Below are 22786 nucleotides of genomic sequence, written 5' to 3' on the forward strand. Positions count from 1 at the left end.
GGCGAGCGGTCATCTGTCATGTACTATTCAGTGATGGCACTTGGCCTTAATTCAGGCATCATCCGCTTCGTGTCGGGCTTCAGTACGATCCTATCGCCAAGGCAGGCCATTTCGACTCCCTGACTTTTTTGGAAGCCCATGGCCCGTTTGATTTCTGCTTTATTCATAGCCGCAGCGCTCTGCCTCATTGGTTTGGCCAATGCCGCGACGCTGCAAATCCAGATGCACGATCAAAATGGCAAATCCCTGGCCGATGCGGTCGTCACCCTGCAAGGTCCGGTCGGTCTGCCGGTGGGCGCGTTCAAGGCCGACATGGACCAGCGCAGTCAGCAATTCGCGCCCCACGTGCTGGCGGTGCACACCGGCACGCCGATCAAATTTCCCAACAGCGACAACATCCGCCATCAGGTCTATTCGTTTTCGCCGGCCAAGCGCTTTGAACTGCGGCTGTACGAAGGCACGCCGTCCGACCCGGTGCTGTTCGACAAACCTGGCGTGGTGGTGCTCGGCTGCAACATTCACGACTGGATGCTCGGCTACGTCTATGTCACCGATGACCCGCGTTTCGGAGTGACCGACGCCCAAGGCCAATTGACCCTCGACGCGCCGGCCGGGGTTTATCACGCCACCCTCTGGCACCCGCAAGCCTCGGGGATGCAACCGGTCGACGGCGGAGAAGTAAAAATCGCTGCGGCCGGCCTCACGCAGGCCTTCACCCTGACCATCGAGGCCCAGGCCGAGCAAACCCCGACCGCGCCGGCACCGAGTGCCTTTGGCGATGCCTTTAAGCGAGCCACCCATGAAACTACGCAGTAGCTTTCAGGCGCGGGTCGCCTGTGTCCTGGTTCTGCTGTTGCTGGTGGTGGTCGGCGCGCTGTACTTCAGCGTGAAGGCGGCGACCAACTCGGCGGTGCGCGGCCAGGCCAGTGCGCAATTGGAAGTCGGCACACGGGTATTCGAACGGTTACTGGAAGTGCGGGGCCGACGGCTGGCCGACGGCGCGCAGTTGCTCGCGGCGGATTTCGGTTTTCGCGAAGCGGTGGCCAGCGGCGACGCAGCGACCATGGCCTCGGTGCTGCTCAACCATGGCAAACGCATCAATGCCAGCGACATGATTTTGCTGGGCATGGACGGCAAGGTCCTGGCCAGCACCCTCGATGACGTCGTCGAAGGTACGCCGTTCCGCTACGACCAAGCCTTGCGAGAAGCCCGACGCACGCAACAGACCATGGTGATCGTGCCGTTGCAAGGCAAGCCGCATTTGTTGGTGGAAGCCACGGTGCTGGCGCCGCTGCCGATCGCTCGGGTGGTCATGGGGTTCAGCATGGACGCAAGTTGGGCGGCTGAATTGCAGTCGCTGACCAACCTTGAAGTGTCGTTCCTCACCGTCGATCGCCAGCACGTCGGCGAGTTGGTTAGCACCCAGCCCAGTGCCATGAACGACAGCCTCATGCGATTAATGCTCGGCAGTCGGCAGGGCAGCCAGGTGCAGTTGAGTGAGCTTCACGATCAGAATTTCCTCGGCCAGTCGTTGATGCTGGCGAGTGCTCCGCAAGGTAGCGATAACCAGGTGATCGCGCTGTTGCAAAGTCCGCTGGATGCAGCGATGCAAGCTTTCGCGCCGCTGGATGAAAAGATCCTCGGCATTGCCTTGGTGGCGTTGCTCGGCTCGCTGGCCGGCGCCTTGTTACTGGCCCGTGGTGTGTCGCAACCGGTGCGCGCGCTGGCCGAGGCCGCCGAGCGGATTGGTCAGGGCGATTACCAGACGCCGGTCAGCCTCAAGCGCAGCGATGAACTGGGCCTGCTCGCCACGGCGTTCAATTCCATGCAAAGCGGCATCGCCGAGCGTGAACTGCAACTGGCCCACAACGCTTTGCACGACCCACTCACCGGCCTGCCCAATCGCACGCTGGCGATGGAACGCTTGGGCAGTGCGATCTCCGCACAACGACCGATGGCGCTGGTGTACATGGGCATCGATAACCTGCGGGCGATCAACGAAACCGCTGGCCCTGAGTCGGTCGATCAACTACTGCGCCAGACCGGCGAACGCCTGCAAGTCGCGCTGCGCCCCGGCGATACCGTGGCGCATTTGATTGCCGATGAATTCCTGTTGTTACTCGACGGTATGGACAGTGACGCAGCTGTGGCGGTGGCCGATCAGCTTCAACAATTGTTGCTCAAGCCCCAACGCATCAACGGCCATGACCTGATGCTTGAGTGTCGTCTGGGCATCGCGGCCTATCTCGTGGATGGCTTGAGCGCGAACACCTTGCTGGAGCGCGCCGCGATTGCGATGAAAGACGCGGCGCAATTGCCCGGTCGCCTGCAAATCTACGAACAGGGCCGTGACCTCGTACATCGCCGCCAGATCACCCTGATCCGTGACTTGCGCCACGCCGCAAGCAATGGCGAATTCCTGCTGCATTACCAGCCCAAACTCGACATCAGCAAAGGCCATGTACGCCAGGCAGAAGCCTTGCTGCGCTGGCAGCATCCGCAATTTGGCATGGTCTCGCCGGCAGAATTCATTCCCTTGGCCGAGCGCACCGGCAGCATTCAAACGTTGACTAATTGGGTGATCGGCGAAGGCATGCGCCAGCTCTCGGAATGGAATCGCCGGGGCCTGCGTTTGCAGCTGTCGCTGAACATTTCTGCCGATGACTTGCTCAGTGATGACCTGGCCGAGCGGGTCTCGGCGCTGTTGCGGGTTTATCGCTTGCCGGCTGAACAATTGATTTTCGAAATCACCGAAAGCGCGGTCATGCGTGAACCGGAGCGAGCCCTGAAAGTGCTGCATCAGTTGCGTGATTGCGGCATCAGTTTGTCGGTGGATGACTTCGGCACCGGTTACTCATCGCTGGCTCACCTCAAGCGTTTGCCGGTGCAAGAGTTGAAGATCGATCAGTCCTTCGTTCGCGATCTGGATGAAACCAGCGAGGACGCGGTGATCGTTCGTTCGACCATCGAAATGAGCCATAACCTGGGACTCAAAGTGGTGGCCGAGGGCGTTGAACATGCCCACAGCCTGCGTTTGCTCGAACGCTGGCAGTGCGACACGGCGCAGGGTTATCTCATCAGTCGCCCGCTGAGCGCGGCGGCGTTCGAAGCTTGGGTGGCGTTGCCCCTGAGCGCTCAAACTTCCATGGTTCATTGATTCATGACTTCACGTTTTTCCCTGTTGCTCGGCTGTCTCGTCGGCCTGACCCTGCAAACCGCCGTGGCCGATAACGGTCGTCTGATCGCCACCGGCGGCGCCAGCAGCCTCGAAGGTACGGCGGGCGGTGGCATTACGCCGTGGGCGGTGCTCGCCGGTTATGGCGAAAAGAGTGAGTGGGGCGCCACGGCGTTCGCCACCACCGTCAACCTGCCGGACTATCGGCTGGATGTGGCGGGTCTCGCGTTGGCCTATGACAACCGCGTTGAATTGTCCTTTGCCCGGCAACGCTTTGATCTCGGTTCGTTGGTGCACAAGCTGAACCTGCCGGAAGACAGCCTCGGACAGGACGTGCTTGGGGTGAAGGTTCGGCTGTTTGGCGACGTGATCTACGACGACTTGCCGCAGGTTTCGTTGGGACTGGAATACAAACATCATCGTGATTTTTTGATCCCCAGCCTGGTTGGCGCCAAGCGTGACAGCGATACCGAAGGTTATCTGGCCGCCAGTCGTTTGTTCATGGGCGCAGCGTTTGGCTACAACCTGTTGGTCAATGGTAGCTTGCGTTACAGCCGTGCGAACGAGTTGGGGTTGCTGGGGTTTGGCGGTGATCGTCGCGACTCGCGCAGCCTGTTGAAAGAAGGTTCGGTCGCGGTGCTGTTCAATCCGCGTTGGGCGGTGGGCGTTGAATATCGAGAGAAACCAGACAACCTGTCGTTCTCCGGGGAAAGCGATTGGGCGGATCTGTTTGTCGGCTATTTCCCCAACAAGCATGTCTCGGTGGTGTTGGCCTACGCCCGGCTCGGCGAAATCGCCACGCTGGATAACCAGAACGGCACGTATCTGTCGATCCAGGGGAGTTTCTGATGCGGATTTCCCCTCTGATTCTGGCGCTGCTGTTGAGTGCCTGCGTACAGCAACCGCCCAAGGACGACAGCCTCTACCGCGACCTCGGCGAGCGTCCGGGGATCACTCGGATTGTTGAAGGCATGTTGCTGAACATCGCCAGAGATGAACGCATCGTCGAGCGTTTTCGCAAGATTGATATCCAGCGCCTGCGGGACAAACTGATCGAACAGTTCTGCGTCGAAGCGGGCGGTCCTTGTGTGTACACCGGCGACAGCATGGCCGAGAGTCACAAGGGTCAGAACGTCAGCCGCAGCGACTTCAATGCACTGGTCGAAGACCTTATCGCCGCGATGGATGAACAGGGCATCAGCGTCCCCGTACAAAACTGCTTGATCGCCAGACTGGCACCCATGCGCCCTGACGTGATTGAGAAATAACACCGATTCGCATGCGATCCCTGTAGATACTCTGTTCACGGTCAAGCTTTCGCGAGCAAGCTTCGCTCTTACAAGGGATTGCGTCCATGCCCGGTCAGCACAAAAAAGGCGACCCCCTCACAGGAGTCGCCTTTCCTTTAACCGCCGCTAAAACTTACTCGGACAGTTTGTACGCAATCACATAGTCACCTTGCTTGGTGCCCAGCGACCCATGACCGCCTGCAACAACAAGCACGTATTGCTTGCCGTCCTTGCCGGTGTAGGTCATCGGCGTGGTTTGCGCGCCGGCTGGCAGGCGGCCTTCCCACAACTGCTTGCCGTTTTTCACGTCATAGGCACGCAGGTATTGGTCAAGTGTGCCGCTCAGGAAGCCCACGCCACCGGCAGTGGTGAAAGTCCCGCCCAGGCTAGGTACGCCCATGCTCAGCGGGATCGGAACCGGTGAGCTGTCGCGCACGGTGCCGTTTTTGTGTTTCCAGATGATTTTGCTGGTGGTCAGGTCGACCGCTGTCACGTAACCCCAGGCCGGTGCCTGGCACGGCAGGCCCAATGGCGAGAGCAGGGGTTCGAGGACGACGCCGTATGGCGCGCCTTTGTTCGGCTGCACGCCTTCGGTTTCGCTTTTACGCGGGCCTTGGGCAGCGATTTCGGCGGCCGGGATCATTTTCGATTTGAACGCCATGTAGTCCGGGTTCATGAAAGCAATCTGACGCACCGGGTCAACCGAGATGCCGCCCCAGTCGAACACGCCGAAGTTGCCTGGATACACGATCGAACCTTGCAGCGATGGCGGCGTGAACGGGCCGTCGTAGCGCATGGATTTGAAGTCGATCCGGCAGATCAGTTGGTCGAACGGCGTCACGCCCCACATGTCGCGTTCTTGCAGCGGCGGCGGCATGAGGTTCAGGTCGGATTTCGGTTGGGTCGGCGAGGTGTGATCACCTTCGACAGCGCCTTGTGGCACCGGCACTTCGTTGATCGGCACGATCGCCTGGCCGGTGCTGCGGTCCAGCACGTAGATGCTGCCTTGCTTGGTGGACGCGAGTACCGCTGGCTTCACGCCGTCAGCGGTTTTCAGGTCCATCAGGGTTGGTTGGCCGCCGACGTCCATGTCCCACAGGTCGTGGTGGGTGAACTGGAAGTGCCAGCGCACCTTGCCGGTGGCGATGTCGAGGGCGGTCAGGCCGGCGGCGTGCAGTTCCGATTCAGGCGTACGCGCGCCACCGAACTGGTCCGGCGTCTGGTTGCCCATCGGCAGGTAAAGCATGCCGAGTTTTTCATCGACGGCGAACATGGACCACATGTTCGGCGAGTTGCGGGTGTAGACCTTGCCTTCGGCAATCGGCGTGGTGTCGTCCGGATTGCCGCTGTCCCAGTTCCACACCAGTTTGCCGGTGTGCACGTCGAACGCGCGGATCACACCGCTAGGCTCGTCGATGGAGACGTTGTCGGTGACGTGGCCGCCAATCACCACCAGGTCTTTAGTGACCGCTGGAGGTGAGGTGGAGTAGTAACCGCCCGCTGTGAAGCCGCCGATGTTGGCGCGCAGATCAACCTGGCCCTTGTCGCCAAAGTCTTCGCACATCTTGCCGGTGTCGGCGTCGAGGGCAATCAGGCGGGTGTCGGCAGTCGGCAGGAAAATGCGGCGTGGGCAGACGTTGCTGACCGGCGCAGGGTTGGCGGTGCCGGTCGGGCTTTGCTCGGACGCGTAAGCGGCGTCATCGTGATACGTCACGCCACGGCAGGTCATGTGCGCCCAACCCTTGAAGTTCGCCGCGTTTTGCGTGGAGAGCTTCGGATCGAAACGCCAGAGTTCCTTGCCGGTGTCCGGGTCCAGCGCGATCACCTGGCTGTGCGGCGTGCAGACGTAGAGCATGCCGTTGACTTTCAGCGGAGTGTTTTCAGCGGTGGTTTCGCCCGGGTCGTTAGGGCCCGGGATGTCACCGGTGCGGTAGGTCCAGGCCGGAACGAGCTTGTTCACGTTCTGCGGGGTGATCTGTGCCAGTGGCGAGTAACGATCGCCGTGAGCACTGCGGCCGTAGGAATTCCAGTCACCGTCAGGCATGGCCGGGGCGGTGTTGGTCATGCCCGGCACGCTGTCGCGGTCCAGTTGGCCTTTGATTTCACCGGGGTTGGTGAATTGGCTGGCCAGCGCAGCAACGGCGGCCAGCACCACGGCCACGCTCAGTGCACCGGTGCCCATCGGCGCAGGGCCGGTAATCAGCAGCGGACGGCGAAACCACGGCAGCAGCATGACGAGGCCCAGCGCAAACAACATCGCCAGGCGCGGCACCAGTTGCCACCAATCGAGGCCGACTTCCCACAAGGCCCAAACGGTGCTGGCGAACAGCACCAGCGCGTAAAGGCCCAGCGCAGCGCGGCGTGCCAAGATCATCAACACGCCGGTCAGCGCCAGGCCGATACCGGCCAGCAGGTAATACAGCGAGCCGCCGAGCAAGCTCAGCTTGATCCCCCCGGCCAGCATGGCCAGGCCCATTAGCAGAAGCAGGATGCCGAGCAGGCTCGGCAGCAGACGGCTTCGACTCAAAGCACCATCAGTGCTCATAGTGTGGTTCTCCGTGACGTTTCAAGTAGTCCCGCGCAAGTTCACTGTAGATGACGATACTGTGCGGGCAGGGTTCATTAAGAAACTGGGTTAGAAGGACGATTGCACTTTGATACCGCCAATCAGCGCGTCATCGACCTTGTCCACGCCGCCGGGGTGGCGGATGTATTGCAGGTTCGGGCGCACGGTCAGCCAGTTCGTGACGTGCACGCCGTAATAGAGTTCGGCGCTGTATTCGGTGTCCTGCGGTGGCAGATAGGACGGGTCGTCATAGTCGAAGACCGCGCGGGCCTGATTGGTCGCCTCAGCGTTCTTGCGATAGGCCGGGTTGACGTGGACGCGAGCCAAAGCGAAACCGATGTCGTCCTTGGCGCGTGCATCGAACAAGCCTTTGTAGACGACGCCTGCCTGGACATAGTTGTCGATGGCGTTGGTCTTCTTGTCGTGCATCGTGCCGTTGGCGAACACGCTCAGGCCGCGGGAGTTGTCGCTGGCGCGTCTGGTGATCTGCTGCTGCACACCGAGCCACACGCCGTGTTTGCTCGACGCGCTGCGGTACGCCTCGCCACTCAGGGCGGCCGGCTGGCCGTTGCTGTCTTTGTAGGCATCAGTGGCTTTGGCGTTGCTGTAGTAATAACCGGCGCGGTATTCACCCGGCAGGCCGTTGAGCTTCGGCGACCAGACCAGTTCCACCGGCAGGATCGCACCCTGGGTGCCGCTGCCGCTGAGCTTGAAACCATTGTCGCGATCAAGGTTCGACGGGTTCTGCTCATAGGCGCCAACCTGCGCGTACAGTTCCGGTGTCAGGTGATATTTGACCCGCATCGCCCACTGGCTGACCGGCCAGTTGTACCAGATGCCGCCGACCCAGTTGCCGACCTGCGAGCCGCAGAACGCCAGGTTCTGGAAGTCGCAGGGGAAGCTGTTGAAGTCTTCGCCTTCACCGAAGCGGCCGACCTTGATGTCGAGTTTCTGATCGAAGAATTTCTGCTGATACCACATCTGCGTCAGGCGCCAGGTCTGGCCACGGCCCCACACTTCCTGGGCCGAGGTGAAACCTCCGACCCGTGGGTCGTTGATCCGGTCGTTGCTGATGTTATTGCCGTTGCGCTCGGTGATGGTCAGCTGAAGCTCGGCGTCGTCCCAGCCCAGAATCTTCTGCAAGTCCATGTGAGTGCCGAGGCCAAACTGGTCGCTGTAGCGAGCGGTGCGGTCATGGTCGTAACCGCCGTGCAGATTGCTGCCCATTTCGCCGGTGTAATCGACTTTGAAGTCGTAGCCTTTTTCCGAAAGTTCGGTGCGCGTGCCGTTCCAGTCGCCGAGCACCCACGGCGACTCGCTATCGAAGGCCGGAGCCGCCTGGGTGCAAGTGGCGAGGCCCAACGCGGTGAATCCGCCGATCAGGTTCAGGGCTTTTCGACGAGCAATAGTGGTGCAGACAGCGCTGTCTCGCGGAGTTTTAAGATAAGGCATAGGGGACGTAATTCTGGGTCTTTTTCTGAGAAGTGAACTGAAGCGGCAGTATGTCGCGGGCAGCGGAAGCGTTTCAGCTTGACGGGCGCAAGGATAATGTCCTGTTACAAATAGAGAAAGCGCTTTTAACGACATGAATTCTTTCGTATTCGGTAACAGTGCCGGGAGGCGATCTTTGCGGGTTCACCTACATTTAACAGATAGCGCACAGAGCGCTTCCACCCGACCACACCCTCGGCTAAGGTGCGCGGCTTCCCATTCTTTCACCGCTCGAAGGCCCGGCATGACCGAACAGAACAACAACCCGCTGCACGGCGTGACGCTGGAGCAAATCCTCAACGCGCTGGTTGAACACTACGAATGGTCGGGGCTGGCCGAGCGCATCGATATCCGCTGCTTCAAGAGTGACCCGAGCATCAAGTCGAGCCTGACTTTCCTGCGCAAAACCCCGTGGGCACGGGAGAAGGTAGAACGCTTGTACGTGAAGTTGATGCGCACCAAGCGCCCGGTCTGAGCATGGTCAACCCACCGACGCCAGGTTCTGCCGCGAGGCGTCGTTTTGTCGCTGTGGCGGCGGTGCTCGGCTGGGCGGGACTGAGCATTCAGCTGTACTTGATTTTCTACTCACGCTGGACGCTGGCGGCCAGCCTGCTCGGTGGGCTGGTAAGCTTCTTCAGCTATTTCACCGTGCTGAGCAATACGCTGGTGGCGACCGTGCTGACGTGTGAGCTGACGTCCCGCGAGTCGGCGGCGCGCCGCTGGTTTTTGCAGCCGTGGGTGAGTAGCGGCATTGCCGTGAGCATCGCCGTGGTCGGCCTGGGGTACAACGTGTTGTTGCGCCATTTATGGCATCCGCAAGGCTGGCAATGGCTGGCCGATGAGCTGATGCATGACGTCATGCCACTGCTGTTTCTGGCTTATTGGTGGTTTTGTGTGCCGAAAGGCACGTTACGACTGCGGCATATCGCGGCGTGGGTGATCTATCCAGTGGTGTACTTCGCGTATGCGTTGTGGCGCGGGCGTCTGCTGGCGGTTTATCCCTATCCGTTCATTGATGTCGAGAAGCTTGGTTATCCACAGGTGTTCGTGAATGCTGGCGGGTTGTTGGTGGGGTTTGTGGTGATTGCCCTGCTATTGATGGGTATCGACCGCCAGCTTGGGCGGCGCCGATAGCGTCGCCAGCACGAATCACTCCTCGTCGCTGTCACCCAGCCGCCAGTAGCCGACGGCTTTGACGGACTGCTCGTTAAGCCCGTGCTCATCCAGCAACACCCGGCGTATCTGCCGCGACACTTTGCTCTCGGTCGCCACCCAGGCGTACAGATTGCCGCTGGGCACTTGCAGCTGCTTCACCGTCTTCAGCAGGTTGTCCTTGCCGCCCTCGCGCAAGACCCAGATCACGTTGACCTGCGCGGCGCTTTCCAGTCGTTGCTGTTCGGCGCCGTTCTCTACTTCCACAATCACCAATGCCCGGCGATTGGCCGCCAGGCCTTCCAGCCGCCGAGCGATCGCGGGCAGGGCAGTTTCGTCACCGATCAGCAAGTAGCTGTCGAAGATGTCCGGCACGATCATCGAGCCCCGTGGGCCGCCGATGTGCAGGAATTGGCCGGGCTCGGCCTGTTCGGCCCAGGTCGAGGCAGGGCCGTCGCCGTGCAGCACGAAGTCGATGTCCAGTTCCAGCGTGTTCAGGTCGTAACGACGCGGTGTGTAGTCGCGCATCGCCGGCATCGGGCCGTTGTCTTTACCGGCACCGAGCACCAGGGTTTCCAGCGCCGCTTGTTCCGCCGCGGTTTGTGGAAACAGCAGTTTGACGTGGTCATCCGTGCCGAGACTGACGAAGCCCGCCAGTTCCGGTCCACCCAGCGTGATACGGCGCATGCGCGGCGTCAGGTCGACCACCCGCAACACTTCCAGACGACGGCGTTTGATCTCGTGGCTGACACGGTGAATGGTTTGCACGATCACTTCAGTCATTCGGCTTGCTCCTGAACGGGTTGAACGACAGGGCCATCGACGATGGCTTTGGCGGTGTTGTTGAGCAGGTCGCGCACACGCAGGATTTCTTCCGGGCTCCAGCGGCCGTGGTGCATCTGCAAGGCATGACGCAAGTTGTGCACCGCTTCGTGGATCTCGGCGGGGCGGTCATGGCCGCGCAATGAGCGCTTGCTGACTTCGATACGCATCCGCACGCCGTCCAGTGCGATCGCCTGTTCGCTTAACGACAGACGTCCGGCATCGGTGATGGTGTAGCGTTTTTTTCCGCCCTCGGCGTCGCCCAGGATCATCTCGCTTTCTTCAAGGAAGGTCAGGGTCGGGTAGATCACACCGGGGCTGGGGCTATAGGCGCCGTCGAACATGCTTTCGATCTGGCGGATCAGGTCATAGCCGTGGCAAGCCTGTTCGGCGATCAGCGCCAGCAGCAGCAGTTTCAGATCACCGGGGGCGAACACCCGTGGGCCTCGGCCACCGCGTTCGCGGCCGGGGCCAGGGCGTTTCTCGAAGCCGTCGCGGCCGTCGCTGTGTTCGCGGTGGGGGGAATGATGGTCTCTCATTTTCCTTCTCTCTCGTCGTATTTAGATACAACTTAAGATATATCTTAATGCGAAAGCAAGGTGTTTTTTGGGCAGCACCTTTCAAGCGACGAGTGGCAGGCAACCTGAACGTTGACTTTCAATTGGCGTGGCACGCTTACTCTTTAGTTACTGCGAGTTGAGAATTAATTAAAGTCATTGCTCTAATAATTACTGAGTTTATATTATAAAAGTCCTCGAAAGTCCCAAGTTTGTTAGTTGAAAGCGCTGTATGTTTTTTTCCGTAAAACTGTATGTAGGGCACAGCCTACAGTTGTTGTGTTGTGATTCTTGTTTTTGTTCTTTTTTCTGGCTGGTCATGGGGGCGATTAACTACGTGATTGTCGGAAGTTGCTTGCTTATTTTCCAGAGCGAACAGTCGATCATGGTCTGGCGTTGGAAGTGCAGGTAAACATGACCGAACCTGGTAGGTGTTGTTTGAACTTTCAATGATCTAATCACTTAAAAAACAGGTACTGATCGATGTTCAAAAAAATCGCATTTGCTGCTCCTCTGGCCGTCCTGGCACTGGGTTCGTCCATGGCATTCGCCGCAGAACCGATTAACCAGGTCATCAACATCAAGGCGTTCGTTCCTACTTCGCTGTTCAATGTTGCGCCGCAAAACCCGGATTTCGGGCGTGACGAAACCATGACCCGGCAGGGCAGCGGTGATCTGACCACCGTACGCGGTCTCTTCAACCTGAAACACACCGACCCGAAAGGTGCCATCAACGCACTGATCGATGGTGATGCGGCGCTGTACAACGGCCGTGACAGCATTCCACTGACAGTTACGATTGGTGGCGTTGAATTGGGCAGCACCACCACTGAAGTCGTCAACGAACTGGACTCCGTACCGGGCGTGCAACGGGAAATGGTCATCAGGGCCCAAACTCCGACAGCGACCCAGACGGGTGATTACTCAACCAGTTTTGCTGTGGTATTTGAACCTGTTATCAAGCCGTAATTGAAATATCTTTTTGAATAAAGTTTTTTATTCAGCGGTCTTGCCCACTTGTCATCACTGGATGACAAGTGGGCGCCGAGTTCTTATGTAATTGAGATTTCAGATCATGTTCCCGATGACCACCATCGCGACCGCGCTCGCACTTTTTTTTTGTGCCAGTGCCGTCGCTGCCCCCACTAACAACGACAACACACCGCGCAGTCTGCTTGCGCAGGCCAAAGGGTTGCCGGCGGAATTCGAAGAGCACTTCTTCGATGTGCCATTAGCGGTTCGGGTGGAGCGTGATCAGCAGTTTCTCGGTGAGGCGATGATCGTTTTGACCAAAGATGATCGTGTCACCCTGATAGATTTTACCGACGTCGGTGACAGTCGCATCCCCGCCAGTGAGCGAGAGGTCTGGGCCACTTACCTGAAGCAAGGCGTTGCCTTGGGTGCCTGCCAGGGCAGCTGCCCGGAACAGATGCAGGCGGTGCATTACAACCTGCAGAACTCACTGCTTTCGATGGCCACCGAAAATGCCGAGCGCGATGTCGAGACCCCGCGTTATTACGAATTACCCGACAGCGGCAGTACTGGCCTGATCGTGCGCAACCAGCTCAACCTCAATGGCGGCCAGGATCAGGACCTGGGTGGGCGCTATGGTCTTGAGGCCAGCAGCAGCCTGGGTAACTGGACCCAGCGGGTGAACCTGCAACTGGCCCGGCTCGGTGGCCCGGATGACAAGCTCTATCACGCGGTTCACGAGTTATTCAGCCAGCGGGAATTGCAGGGCAGTTTTCTGCGACTCGGCTATTTCACCCCCAGCTCCGAAGGCCTTACCCGACAACTGCGCTCGTTTGGTGCCAGCCCCGATACGGCAGCAGGCCTGATGTACGGCAGCTCCGACAGTCTGGCGATCAACAGCTCGGCACCCAGCGTTTATCCGATCTACGTCACGGCCAACCGCCAGGCGTCGGTGGAGATTTTTCGCAACGGCGTCTTGATCAACACCCAGGCTATCGGTGCTGGCCTGCAAACCCTCGATACGCGGTCATTGCCCGGCGGCATCTACGAAGTCGAGGTGCGGTTGATCGAAGACGGCCAGATCACCTCGACCACCGAGGAGCTGGTGTACAAACCCACCAACTGGCGTAACCACGATGAGCGCTGGCGCTACAGCCTGTTCGCCGGCCAGGAAAGCAAATTGCTGAGCAATTGGGATCAACAGTCCCATGGCGATTTGACGGCCGGTGCGGCAGTCAATTACCTGCTGCATCCGCGGGTGATTCTGGGGTTGTCGGCGCGTCAGCTGCAGGACAAACAGCAGTATGGTTCGTCGATCGACTGGTCCCTGGCCAACAACACCAGCCTGTATGCCAACCTCTATCAAACCAAAGACCACGGCACCGGCATGGACCTGCAAGCCCTCTACAACTACGGCTCAGGCAATCTTTTCGCCACGCACACCCGCAGTTGGCTGGACACCACCAATACGTATGAAAACTTGCCGGACGGCACACGCATACGCCAGCGCAACGTGTTCACCGGCCAGACCAGCAACAGCTCACTGGCGATCAACCATCGGCTCAGCAGCAAGAATTCATTCAATGGTCGGGTTTCCTACAGTGAGGGCAACACGGAAGGTGTCGCGCTTGATCTGGGCTGGTCGCAAAGAACCCGGTTGTTCGGCAGTGACGCCAGTTGGCGCTTCTCGGTGTTCGACCGGCCGGGCAGTTTCAGCAGTGGCGACGAACGTAATCGCGGGGTCGACCTGAGCGTCAACGTGGCGCTCGGCGGACCGGGTGAACAATGGTCGGGCAGCATCGGCACTCGTACGGCCCGGGAGGGCGGACGCGACAACAACGGCTCGCTGACCTATAGCAAAACCCTTGAAGACCACGTTCTGCAAAACGTCTCGGTCATGGCCCTCGCCGACACTTATGGCGTGGGCCTTTCCGGACTCAGCAGTTTCCGGACCGACACGTTCAATGGCGATGCCTTCGTCCAGCGGTCGTCCTACAACGGCAATTACACCGGCGGCTTGAACTTCGACAGCACCGTGGCCGTGGGCGGGCAGCACATCGTCATGAGCAGCGAGCAACACCGCGGTGGCGCCGGGATGATCATTGATGTGGAAACCGATCTCGATGAGATCGCCCTGCGAGCCGACGACTTCAGCGGCGGCAGTGCGACGTTGCGGCCCGGCCGCAACTACGTGCCGCTGACCGCCTACAAAAACAGTTCGGTCAGCTTCGACTTCGAAGGCAATCACGTGCCGTCGGCGAGCATTCAGCCGCCGCGCACCCGCTATCACCTGAACAAGGGCGGGGTGGATTACAGAAAGATCACCGTGAGCAAAACCCTGACCGTGCTCGGTCGGTTGCTCGACCCCCAGGGCAAGCCGCTCAAGGGTCACCACATCATCAATCATGCCAGTCGTGGGGTGACGGAAGTGGACGGTTTCTTCTCCATGGAAATGAATGCCGGTTCGCCGACGCTGGAAGTACGACGCGGCGAGCAGTTGCTGTGTCAATTCCGGCTTGATCCGAGCAAGGCCCGCACTGAAAACAACCTGTTGCTGATCGGCGATCTTCGGTGCACCAGCGATACGTTGGCGCAGGGGCCCGACACCCTTCATGCACCGGGTTGATGAGCGGTTCAAGGACTCAATCAAGGCTGCTCACAGGTCACCACCAAGAGGACAAGAAAATGAATTATCGATGGGCACTGCTGTTTGCTGGCTGGTTGCCGCTGATGGCCAATGCGGGGCCGGCGATCAATGTCGGGGTGGTCTACGACTACCTGGACGCTGACAAAAGTACGTACTTGAAACGGGTGTTCAACGGCGGCGATGCCACGGCCTTCGTCAAGGTCAATATCCTGGAAATCGTCTATGACGCGGATGGCACCTCGCGGGAAATTCCTCTGACGGCTCAGGCCGATATGGCTGCCCGCAACGGTCTGATGGCCAGCCCCGCACGCTTGATCGTTCCGGCCAACGGCATGCAGGGCACCCGTCTGGTGTACATGGGCAAGCGGGACCGTGAGCGTTATTTTCGAGTGCGATTTGTGCCTGTCGTACCGGAAAAGGAAGACGAGTTCGCCGTGTCCAGCGACGAGCGCGAAGCGTACAAAAAAGGTCTGTCAGCCGGGGTCAATGTGCTGGCCGGTTACGGCACGATATTTTTTGTCCGACCCGAGCAAACACGCTTCGACAGCACGATCGATGACGGCCCGGGTCAGTACCGCATCCGCAATCAAGGCAATTCGGTGGTGGTGATCGATGAGTTCAGGGACTGCTCGGCCAAGAACGAATCCGACTGCCAGCCGACCACCAAGCATCACATCCTGCCGGGCCGCACATTCCAGTTCGACAAACAGAGCGGTCGCGAATATCGCTTCACGATGATCGAAGGCAAGGCTACGAAGGTGCTGGAGCTCAAGGGCTGAAGCTCGCTGCGCAAGCGCCATTTTTGACCGTGTCAGGTGATTAATCATGTTCAAGGCAACACTCGTAACTACATCGCTGGCGCTGCTCATAGCGGTCAGTGGCGTCGTTCAGGCGACCGCCTTCCGGGAAACCTTCGAGGTGGCGGTGACCATTCCCATCGCGGAGTTTTACGTGATCCCGTCGGAACCGGGCTGGATTCATCAGCAACAACTGCTGCCCTATAGCCCGATAACAAACCGGTTGGCTCCGTTGCGCAAAAACTTCGATGTGAAAAATACCAACGGCGGTATTTCCGCCAGGCTCAGTGTCGAGCCGTATCTGAGCAATGGCCAGGCCGGTGAAGACATTCCCTTGATCGTGACGTTCAACAGTAAGCGACTGACTGTGGACGCCGAAGAGGTGATTTCCGAACTGGATGGGCGGGCCGGCCGGCGCGTAGGTCTGGAAGTGGCCGCAGTGGAAGTGCCGAATGGTTATCAGCCGGGCAGTTACTACGGCAGCGTGTACATGATTTTCGAGGCCTTGGCGCCTTAGCTGGACGTGATGGAAAACGCTCTGAAGGTGAATCGCAAGACCGCCTCAAGAACGGCCACTTTGCTGCTTTTCAGGACCCAAATGATGTATTTAAACAAGAGAATTACAAAGAACCGTGCTTCGGTACTTGCTCTCGGGGCGTTGTTGTTTCTGCACTTGCAGGCCGCCAGTGCCGATGACCTCGTCTATGAAATCGAGGCGTTATTTGAGCCGAATGTGAACAAGCCGACTGAAAACATCTTTAAAAATACCACGCCAATAAGCAGCATTTGCCGGGTTCATATTCCCGCACAATGCAAAAGCCTGAACATTTTCAGTCTTCGATTTGAAGGGTTCGCCGCAGACAGCACAGGGCCCTTTCTGGCGAACCATACAAACCCCAGAGAAGGAGCAATGTTCAAGGTTCCTTCGACGTTCAAAGACGTGGTGGTAAATCATGTCGGTACGAACAGAACGGAGGTTGTTCAAATGCGGATTGCCGGCGTCGGCTCGGCGTGGAAAATGCCTCGACCACCCGGGGTCAGCGCCTGGGCACCGGAGGCGGGAGGGGGCTGGATCGCTCAATGGCGGGAAGCCCCCAGCCCGTGCATGAGAACTGGCCATCTGGCGGCAGGCGTCAGGGACGCCAGTTTTTTCTGGCTTGTGCCGGAGGGGGCGGGTGCCTGCAGCCGGCAACCGTCGATGGATGTCAATTGGTTCACTTTGCGCTCACTTGAATTTGCCTACGAACTCAAAACGCCTAATCCATTGGGGATGTCCGACGGGCAGTACACAGGCACCACGAGTTATTCGGTGGGTCGAAGTAATGACTTCGATTTCGGTGACCTTATGAATGTCGTGAGCGGTAATACTTTCATATTCAACTTCACCCTCACTGTGAAGCATCAGCTGAAGATCGAGGTTCCACCGGGCGGCAATAAAGTCGAACTGGTGCCCCAGGGCGGCTGGCAAGCCTGGCTGAATCAAGGACGCAAACCGACGCGGTTGTTCAGGGACCAGACCTTCAGCGTTTCGTCCTCCTCGGCTTTTAAAATGACGTTGGAATGCCAGCATCAGGCTAATAACACCTGTGCCTTGAAGGATCCGGTGTCTAATCAAACGGTGGCGCTGGATATTGCCGTGAGCTTGCCCTATGGCTTGACCAGCCGTGGCGGAGAAGCCGTCAAAAGCCGTCCCTTGCGTCTGGATGGCGTCGGTACTGATTTCTTCCAGCCCGCTTTTTATGTGAGTCGTGGGGAGGGAACGCTGCACTTCGAAGTCGGACGCGACGAAGTCGAGAAAATGCTGGTATCGGGTGTTGCCAGTACGTATTCCGGCGATGTCACGGTTATCTGGGATTCGGAAGTTTGATAGAAAACTGTGGGAGCGAGCTCGCTCCCATAGGCGAACCCGGCACCAGCGGTGTGGCTCGCGCAACGGGCGACTCAGCTCGCCCTCTGAATGGAGGCGCTCAACGCTGCGCCGTCTCGACCGGCAGGCACATCGTGTGGCTACCCGGCTGCAGGTACGGCGTCAGAATCGGCGCCATCCCCTTGAGCACTTGCACCGGTAACGCCGAGGTGAACTTGAACGTTTCGGCCGATTGCCCGGGCACGAACGCAGTCATCGTGCCGAAGTGACGATCGCCGATGTAGAACACGAAGGTCGCGGTGCGGTTAATGGATTTCGAACTCAGAATTCGCCCGCCCGAACCGAAGGCTTCGATGCGGTTGTCCCCGGTGCCGGTCTTGCCGCCCATGCCTAATGCTTTGCCATCGGGCGTCACGAAACTGCCGGACACGCGCTTGGCCGTACCGGCATCCACCACCTGCGACAAGGCTTCGCGCATGGCCGTGGCCACCTCGGAAGGCATCACCCGTTTACCGACATCCGGGTCATTGATCAGTTTGGTTTCGTACGGCGTGTTCGCTGCGAAGTGCAGGTTGTCGATGCGCAGTGTCGGCATGCGCACGCCGTCGTTGAGGATGGTACCGATCAGCTCCGCCAATGCTGCCGGACGGTCGCCGGAACTGCCGATGGCGGTGGCCAGCGACGGCACCAGGTGATCGAACGGATAGCCGACTTTCTGCCAGCGCTGGTGAATGTCGAGGAACGCCTCGATCTCCAGCATGGTGCGGATGCGGCTGTCGCGGGCACCCTTGTGACGGCTTTTGAACAGCCAGCTATAGACTTCCTGGCGTTCGAACTGGCTGGCTTTGACGATCTGGCTGAACTTGGCGTCGGGGTTGTTCAACAGGTAACCCATCAACCACAAGTCGAGCGGGTGAACCTTGGCGATGAAGCCCTGGTCCGGCAAGTCGTAGGCGCCAGGGCCGTAGCTTTCATAGAGCCGTTGGAGGCGTTCGTCGGTCAGTTTTTCGGTGAGCTTGGCGCCTTTGAGGTGCGAGCGCACGAACATGTTGAAGCTTTCCTGACTGGCCTGTGGCAACAGGTAACGATGCACTGCGGCCATGCGAATCGGTGTCGGGCGCATGCTGTCGAGGAAGGTCTCGAGCCGCGCCTGGGTGTCCTTGTTCTTGTACTTTTTCCAGAACTTCAGCAGGAACGATGTGCCTTCGCGGTCGGCAAACGAGGCCAGGTATTCCTGACGCCGAGGGTCGCGGTCGTCCTTGAGCAATTCGGCGCTGCTATTGGCCCCGGAATACGTGGTGTAACGCACCAGGTCACGCATCAGCCGAATGAACGGCAGGTTGATCGACTCGCGCAGGGCATCGCGCAGGGTAGGGAGGCGGCCGTTGTCTTCTTTGCGAAAGTTAACGAATGTGTGCAGCCCGCCACCGGTGAAAAAAGCTTCGCCGGGGCTGGCCGAGTATTTGCGATCCAGCGCAGCGCCGAGCATGCCTGGCAAGTTGCGGTCTTTGTTCTCGATCAGGTAATCGACGGCCCAGCGACTCAGGCGGTCCTGATCAGGGACGTCGACCTTCTTCAGTTCCGGGACGGTCATCGTTGCGTACTTATCGTGCAGCTCGGCGATGATCTGCAAATAGGTGGTCAGCACACGCATCTTGGCGGTGGAGCCCAGTTCCAGCTTGCTGCCTTCATTGATATCGAACGGCTGGTCGGTGCTGTCGGTCTGCACCCGCACCCGCGAGCCGTCCGGGGTCAGTTCGAACAGCGTGAAGCTGTAGCGCACTTGGGTGGTGCTGGTGGGGGTCAGCAGGCGTTCGCCCATCAAGCCGATCTGCGCCGCAAACACAGGGTCGGCCAGATGCTTCAGGTACTCGGTGGCCTGGGTTTGCAACTCGCCTTGCAGGGTGCTGGTGGCGGAAAGATCAAGGCGATCGAGGTCGTACAGCGGACGGTTGAGCAACCCGCCCAGACGACTGCGTGCCACGCTGATGCCCTTGTTGGTTTCGATCGGCTGAATGGTTGGCTGTGTCTGCCAGTCGCGATAGGTCACTTTGCTGGTCAATGCCGCTGCCGCGAGTGGCGCATCGATCACGCCATTCAGTGCCAGCAGACGAATGTGGCTCTCGGTGAGGTCGGCCAGTTCATCGTGGCCCTTGGTCAGGTAGTGGGAAGGGCGGCGCTGGGCAATCATTAAAGACAGCATCTCACGCAGGGCCAGACCTTTTTCCGACATGCTTTTCGGATCCGTCTCCTTGCTGGCCAGCCGCTCGTTGGCCTGGTTGAAATCGGCGCCGTACCAGACGCGCAAACCTTCGGCCATGCCATGCACTTCACCGTGGCCCGGCACTGCCGACAGGGGCACGCTGTTGAGGTAATCGCGAATCACGTTCTGCCGGGCTTCGAGGGTCTGCGGTCCGGCCTGATAGGCGCGCACACTGGCAGAAATCATCTGACGGATTTTTTCCGCACCTGACACGGTCAGGCCATTGGGCGAATGCCGGTACTTCTCAAGTTGCGTTGCCAGGGTACTGCCGCCCGCCGACTGGCCCGGCAGGTGCAACAACTTGGCGACCTGGGACCACGCCGCCATGCCGAACCGAGGCCAATCCACGGCAGGGTTGGCCCGGGGCTGACGGGGATCGAGCAGAAAGCGGTTTTCGATGAACAGCAAACTGTTGACCACCACGGGGGGGATCGCCGCAAAGCTTGAATACAGTTGTTGTGGGTATTTGTACTGGTAAAGCGGTGCCGCACGGCAATCAGTGATCGACAATCCAGCCTGGATTTTCTCCGCGTAGGGCACGAAAAAGCCCTTATCGGTGTAGTCCATCAACTTTTGGGAAAACCGGGTCTGTGACGACACAACGTAGTCACGCTTGATCAGACGCGGCAGGAATTCATCCAGAGAGCTGTAGCCCAGGCGCAGGTCGAAAGGACCGGCGCCGGGATAGTGAATGGCATCGCTGGGACCGGGTTTCAGCTCGTAGCTCAGGGTGGCGGCGAATTGGCTGAGTTCCCGGGATTGAAACTTCGACGTGCGCATTTCCTTGGCCGCGGCCAGCCCCAGGACAATCAGAATTATCAGCAACAACAACCAGAACGCCCCCCAACCGTGCTTCGTACGACTGCGAGGGGGTTTTTCAGGTAAAGGCGCTTCATCCACACGTTCAGTCGGAACCACATTTTTTCTCGGATCGGTTTGCCATAAAACGCCCATAGTCGACTGATCCATTCACGCAGATTGAGAGGACTTGTCTGAAGCTTAGACGGTGGTTGGCCTTGGTGAAAAAATTGTGAATACACAAATCTTGAATTCTCATCGTCAAGCGCTCCCCTGTGTCCTTTCATACCGCATCCACAGGTTTTACGGCTGCTGCGCAACTGAACGGGGATAAAAGCTGCTGGCGAGCTAACGCTCGGCCTGATGAGTGGTGAGAAGCAAGGCGGGTATGCGCTAATGCCAATCAGTTAAGCCAAAACGCGATCCGTAGCAGCTGGCGAAGCCTGCGTTCGGCTGCGCAGCAGTCGTAAAACCTGAGTTTGCGGTCTTCCTGAAACACCGCATCGTCTGATTTCACGACTGCTGCGCAGCCGAACGCAGGCTTCGCCAGCTGCTACGGATTGTGTCGTACCTTGACTGATCGGCATTAGGGTATGCGCTGCTTCGCTTTTTGTGGGAGCTTGCTCCGGGCGGCGTTCCGACGATGACTGACTGCCAGGCACAAACAATCTAAACCTTGGCAGTCACCTCACTGCGATTCACCAGCGCATCCAGTGCATCATTCAAACTCGATGCCTTGTCGCCAATCAGCAGATGCCAAATCCCACCTTCCAACTGACTCACACCCTGGCAACCGAGCGCCTTCAAATCACATTCCGACAACGCCTTGCCATCCGCCAGCTGCAACCGGATCCGGGTCATGGCGATGCAATCCATTTGCAACACATTCTCGCCGCCGCCCAAAGCGTTCAGCCATTGCTGTGCTTCTGAATTCGCCACCGCAGCAGGTTTCGGCGCATCGATAACAGCAGGAGGGGAGGAAACAAGTGCGCGCCCCAACGCAGGCATCGCCAAGCGAATCTCATCGGCAATGCTGTCTGCCATCGGCCCGACCACGACCTGCAAACTCCCACCCTTGCCCGGACGCACAACCGCCATCGCCCCCAGCGCTTTCAACTCCGCATCGTTTGCCTTGTTGCGGTCCACCATGTCCAGCCGCAACCGAGTGGTGCACGCACCCACGGTGATCAAATTCTGTGCACCACCCAGCGCCTTGATGTAAGCCCCGGCCCGTTCATTCTCGGCGATGACTACTTTGTCGCCATTCAAAACATCTTCACGCCCCGGCGTCTTCAAGTTGAACCGACGAATGCAGAAATCAAACACCACGTAGTAGATCAACGCATACGCCAGACCGACCGGTACCATCAACCAGCCGTTGGTGGATTTTCCCCAGCCGAGAATCATGTCGATGAGGCCACCGGAAAACGTAAAGCCGAGATGGATATTCAACAGGTTGGTGATCGCCATCGACAGGCCAGTCAGCAACGCATGCACGAGATAAAGCAGTGGCGCGAGGAACATGAAGGCGAATTCGATCGGCTCAGTCACCCCCGTTAAAAACGACGTCAGCGCCATCGACAGGAAGATCCCGCCCATGACCTTGCGGCGTTCCGGCAAGGCATTGCGGTACATCGCCAGGCACGCGGCGGGCAGGCCGAAGATCATCACCGGGAACATGCCGGTCATGAACTGGCCGCCCTTAGGGTCACCGGCGAAGTAGCGCGACAAGTCGCCGGTGACGATGGCGCCGGTGGTCGGATCAGTGAAGTTACCGAAGACGAACCACGCCATGTTGTTGAGGATGTGATGCAGCCCGGTGACGATCAGCAGGCGGTTGAAAACGCCAAAGACGAACGCGCCGAAGCTGCCGCTTTCCATCATCAACGTGCCGAAGCTGTTGATGCCGTGTTGGATGGGCGGCCAGATCAAGCCGAAGATGACGCCCAGACCGACGGCGGCGAACCCGGTGACAATTGGCACGAAGCGCCGGCCGCCAAAGAATGCCAGGTACTCCGGCAGTTTGATGTCCTTGAAACGGTTGTACAGCGCGCCGGCCATCAAGCCGCTGACGATCCCGGCGAGCATGCCCATGTTGATGCTCGCGTCGAGCACCTTGAGGGTGGAGATCATCACCAGGTAGCCAATGACTCCGGCGAGGCCTGCGGTGCCGTTGTTGTCCTTGGCGAAACCGACCGCGATGCCGATGGCGAAGATCATCGCCAGGTTGGCGAAGATCACCTGGCCGGCGTCGTGGATGATCGCGATGTTCAGCAGATCGGTGTCGCCCAGGCGCAGCAACAGGCCGGCGATCGGCAGGATCGCGATCGGCAGCATCAGCGCGCGACCGAGGCGTTGCAGGCCTTCGATAAAGTATTGGTACATGGCGG

At 59.1% G+C, this 22786-nt stretch carries 17 protein-coding genes; 11 read left to right on the forward strand and 6 right to left on the reverse strand.

Annotated elements, in window-relative coordinates:
• Positions 1-138 precede the first annotated feature (138 nt).
• Genes QFX16_RS05420 through QFX16_RS05435 form a run of 4 tightly spaced genes read left to right on the forward strand, consistent with a single transcriptional unit; the run spans position 139 to position 4443 of the window.
• Positions 139-816 carry a methylamine utilization protein gene (locus QFX16_RS05420; protein WP_283183115.1) on the forward strand — a complete coding sequence of 226 codons (678 nt, stop codon included), beginning with the start codon at positions 139-141 and terminating at the stop codon, positions 814-816.
• The gene (locus tag QFX16_RS05425; protein ID WP_283183116.1) at positions 800-3157 is read left to right on the forward strand and encodes a putative bifunctional diguanylate cyclase/phosphodiesterase; all 2358 of its coding nucleotides are present in this window, start codon (positions 800-802) and stop codon (positions 3155-3157) included. The genes QFX16_RS05420 and QFX16_RS05425 overlap by 17 nt, the downstream gene beginning before the upstream one ends.
• A gap of 3 nt (positions 3158-3160) precedes the next feature.
• Positions 3161-4024, forward strand: a complete 864-nt coding sequence (locus QFX16_RS05430) for a DUF3034 family protein (protein ID WP_283183117.1) — start codon at positions 3161-3163, stop codon at positions 4022-4024.
• The gene (locus QFX16_RS05435) at positions 4024-4443 is read left to right on the forward strand and encodes a group I truncated hemoglobin (protein WP_283183118.1); all 420 of its coding nucleotides are present in this window, start codon (positions 4024-4026) and stop codon (positions 4441-4443) included. Before QFX16_RS05430 ends, QFX16_RS05435 begins: the two co-directional genes overlap by 1 nt.
• A gap of 154 nt (positions 4444-4597) precedes the next feature.
• Here QFX16_RS05435 and QFX16_RS05440 read toward each other — a convergent pair whose 3' ends face one another.
• Positions 4598-7009 (reverse strand): glucose/quinate/shikimate family membrane-bound PQQ-dependent dehydrogenase, encoded by a 2412-nt coding sequence (locus QFX16_RS05440; RefSeq protein WP_283183119.1) that lies wholly within the window; start codon positions 7007-7009, stop codon positions 4598-4600.
• 90 nt (positions 7010-7099) lie between these two features.
• Positions 7100-8482, reverse strand: coding sequence for a carbohydrate porin (locus QFX16_RS05445; RefSeq protein WP_283183120.1), 1383 nt, complete (start codon positions 8480-8482; stop codon positions 7100-7102).
• A 283-nt stretch (positions 8483-8765) separates the two neighbouring features.
• Between QFX16_RS05445 and QFX16_RS05450 the strand changes: the two genes are divergently transcribed.
• Together QFX16_RS05450 and QFX16_RS05455 are read left to right on the forward strand one after the other, a co-directional pair.
• Positions 8766-8996 carry a VF530 family protein gene (locus tag QFX16_RS05450; RefSeq protein ID WP_007944895.1) on the forward strand — a complete coding sequence of 77 codons (231 nt, stop codon included), beginning with the start codon at positions 8766-8768 and terminating at the stop codon, positions 8994-8996.
• 2 nt (positions 8997-8998) lie between these two features.
• The gene (locus QFX16_RS05455) at positions 8999-9655 is read left to right on the forward strand and encodes a Pr6Pr family membrane protein (protein WP_283183121.1); all 657 of its coding nucleotides are present in this window, start codon (positions 8999-9001) and stop codon (positions 9653-9655) included.
• Between the two features lie 15 nt (positions 9656-9670).
• On the opposite strand, the gene QFX16_RS05460 is transcribed toward QFX16_RS05455, so the two are convergent.
• Both QFX16_RS05460 and QFX16_RS05465 read right to left on the reverse strand, forming a co-directional pair.
• Entirely contained in the window at positions 9671-10456 is a 786-nt protein-coding gene (locus QFX16_RS05460; protein WP_283183122.1) for a siderophore-interacting protein, read from the reverse strand.
• Positions 10453-11034 carry a PadR family transcriptional regulator gene (locus QFX16_RS05465; protein ID WP_283183123.1) on the reverse strand — a complete coding sequence of 194 codons (582 nt, stop codon included), beginning with the start codon at positions 11032-11034 and terminating at the stop codon, positions 10453-10455. Before QFX16_RS05465 ends, QFX16_RS05460 begins: the two co-directional genes overlap by 4 nt.
• A 501-nt stretch (positions 11035-11535) precedes the next feature.
• Between QFX16_RS05465 and QFX16_RS05470 the strand changes: the two genes are divergently transcribed.
• From QFX16_RS05470 to QFX16_RS05490, 5 genes are all read left to right on the forward strand, one after another.
• Positions 11536-12021 (forward strand): CS1 type fimbrial major subunit, encoded by a 486-nt coding sequence (locus QFX16_RS05470; protein ID WP_283183124.1) that lies wholly within the window; start codon positions 11536-11538, stop codon positions 12019-12021.
• Positions 12022-12127: 106 nt separating this feature from the next.
• Positions 12128-14650 carry a CS1-pili formation C-terminal domain-containing protein gene (locus QFX16_RS05475; protein ID WP_283183125.1) on the forward strand — a complete coding sequence of 841 codons (2523 nt, stop codon included), beginning with the start codon at positions 12128-12130 and terminating at the stop codon, positions 14648-14650.
• Between the two features lie 59 nt (positions 14651-14709).
• Positions 14710-15450, forward strand: a complete 741-nt coding sequence (locus tag QFX16_RS05480; RefSeq protein WP_283183126.1) for a molecular chaperone — start codon at positions 14710-14712, stop codon at positions 15448-15450.
• A gap of 46 nt (positions 15451-15496) precedes the next feature.
• Positions 15497-15985 (forward strand): CS1 type fimbrial major subunit, encoded by a 489-nt coding sequence (locus tag QFX16_RS05485; protein ID WP_283183127.1) that lies wholly within the window; start codon positions 15497-15499, stop codon positions 15983-15985.
• A gap of 9 nt (positions 15986-15994) precedes the next feature.
• Positions 15995-17335: a hypothetical protein gene (locus tag QFX16_RS05490; protein ID WP_283183128.1), complete on the forward strand. Its 1341-nt coding sequence runs from the start codon at positions 15995-15997 to the stop codon at positions 17333-17335.
• A gap of 100 nt (positions 17336-17435) precedes the next feature.
• Here QFX16_RS05490 and QFX16_RS05495 read toward each other — a convergent pair whose 3' ends face one another.
• Together QFX16_RS05495 and nagE are read right to left on the reverse strand one after the other, a co-directional pair.
• Positions 17436-20552, reverse strand: coding sequence for a transglycosylase domain-containing protein (locus QFX16_RS05495; protein WP_283183129.1), 3117 nt, complete (start codon positions 20550-20552; stop codon positions 17436-17438).
• Between the two features lie 513 nt (positions 20553-21065).
• Entirely contained in the window at positions 21066-22781 is a 1716-nt protein-coding gene (gene nagE / locus QFX16_RS05500; RefSeq protein WP_283183130.1) for an N-acetylglucosamine-specific PTS transporter subunit IIBC, read from the reverse strand.
• Positions 22782-22786: the final 5 nt, after the last annotated feature.

The sequence above is a fragment of the Pseudomonas svalbardensis genome (genome assembly GCF_030053115.1).
GTDB classification, from domain to species: domain Bacteria; phylum Pseudomonadota; class Gammaproteobacteria; order Pseudomonadales; family Pseudomonadaceae; genus Aquipseudomonas; species Aquipseudomonas svalbardensis.

Bases quoted from the DNA above. Each gene is read 5' to 3' on its own strand.
- QFX16_RS05475 (WP_283183125.1), top strand. From the start codon at position 12,128: ATGTTCCCGATGACCACCATCGCGACCGCGCTCGCACTTTTTTTTTGT.
- QFX16_RS05420 (WP_283183115.1), top strand. From the start codon at position 139: ATGGCCCGTTTGATTTCTGCTTTATTCATAGCCGCAGCGCTCTGCCTC.
- QFX16_RS05465 (WP_283183123.1), bottom strand. From the start codon at position 11,034: ATGAGAGACCATCATTCCCCCCACCGCGAACACAGCGACGGCCGCGAC.
- nagE (WP_283183130.1), bottom strand. From the start codon at position 22,781: ATGTACCAATACTTTATCGAAGGCCTGCAACGCCTCGGTCGCGCGCTG.
- QFX16_RS05480 (WP_283183126.1), top strand. From the start codon at position 14,710: ATGAATTATCGATGGGCACTGCTGTTTGCTGGCTGGTTGCCGCTGATG.
- QFX16_RS05470 (WP_283183124.1), top strand. From the start codon at position 11,536: ATGTTCAAAAAAATCGCATTTGCTGCTCCTCTGGCCGTCCTGGCACTG.
- QFX16_RS05485 (WP_283183127.1), top strand. From the start codon at position 15,497: ATGTTCAAGGCAACACTCGTAACTACATCGCTGGCGCTGCTCATAGCG.
- QFX16_RS05450 (WP_007944895.1), top strand. From the start codon at position 8,766: ATGACCGAACAGAACAACAACCCGCTGCACGGCGTGACGCTGGAGCAA.
- QFX16_RS05495 (WP_283183129.1), bottom strand. From the start codon at position 20,552: ATGGGCGTTTTATGGCAAACCGATCCGAGAAAAAATGTGGTTCCGACT.
- QFX16_RS05460 (WP_283183122.1), bottom strand. From the start codon at position 10,456: ATGACTGAAGTGATCGTGCAAACCATTCACCGTGTCAGCCACGAGATC.
- QFX16_RS05440 (WP_283183119.1), bottom strand. From the start codon at position 7,009: ATGAGCACTGATGGTGCTTTGAGTCGAAGCCGTCTGCTGCCGAGCCTG.
- QFX16_RS05425 (WP_283183116.1), top strand. From the start codon at position 800: ATGAAACTACGCAGTAGCTTTCAGGCGCGGGTCGCCTGTGTCCTGGTT.
- QFX16_RS05455 (WP_283183121.1), top strand. From the start codon at position 8,999: ATGGTCAACCCACCGACGCCAGGTTCTGCCGCGAGGCGTCGTTTTGTC.
- QFX16_RS05430 (WP_283183117.1), top strand. From the start codon at position 3,161: ATGACTTCACGTTTTTCCCTGTTGCTCGGCTGTCTCGTCGGCCTGACC.
- QFX16_RS05445 (WP_283183120.1), bottom strand. From the start codon at position 8,482: ATGCCTTATCTTAAAACTCCGCGAGACAGCGCTGTCTGCACCACTATT.
- QFX16_RS05490 (WP_283183128.1), top strand. From the start codon at position 15,995: ATGGAAAACGCTCTGAAGGTGAATCGCAAGACCGCCTCAAGAACGGCC.
- QFX16_RS05435 (WP_283183118.1), top strand. From the start codon at position 4,024: ATGCGGATTTCCCCTCTGATTCTGGCGCTGCTGTTGAGTGCCTGCGTA.